Genomic DNA, 348 nt, shown 5'->3' with positions numbered 1-348 from the left:
ACGCCATTTGACTTTGACGGAGAACAGCAATTTATATCAGAATTGAAGCAGTTAGTTAAAATTAACGCTTTAAAGTTTGGTAAAATATATGAGGGAGTATTAAATTGACAACATTAAGAGAGCTACACAAAAAACTTAAAATTAAACAAACGCTTGACAACTATGTACGCAACACAAATAAAAAATATAAACATAACTTTGTGGCTGATGAAATTCTTGGCGAGGGAATGGCTAAACTGATCGAGCTTAATACACAAGGCAAACTTGGACGACATGCACAGCAAATTGCTTATATTAACCATAATTTGAGCTTACAGCGACAAAAGGAACAACTGGAACAAGTTAACG

At 33.9% G+C, this 348-nt stretch carries 1 protein-coding gene; it reads left to right on the top strand.

The genetic code is table 11. The features are described from left to right. Positions 1-104: 104 nt before the first annotated feature. Positions 105-348: hypothetical protein (locus HQ48_RS06310; protein ID WP_044232473.1), on the top strand; the 244-nt coding region annotated here is incomplete at its 3' end.

The organism is Porphyromonas sp. COT-290 OH3588 (assembly GCF_000769075.1).
Classification (GTDB): domain Bacteria; phylum Bacteroidota; class Bacteroidia; order Bacteroidales; family Porphyromonadaceae; genus Porphyromonas.
Note: the sequence above shows the minus strand (reverse complement) of the source record. Positions and strands in the feature narration are given on the sequence as shown.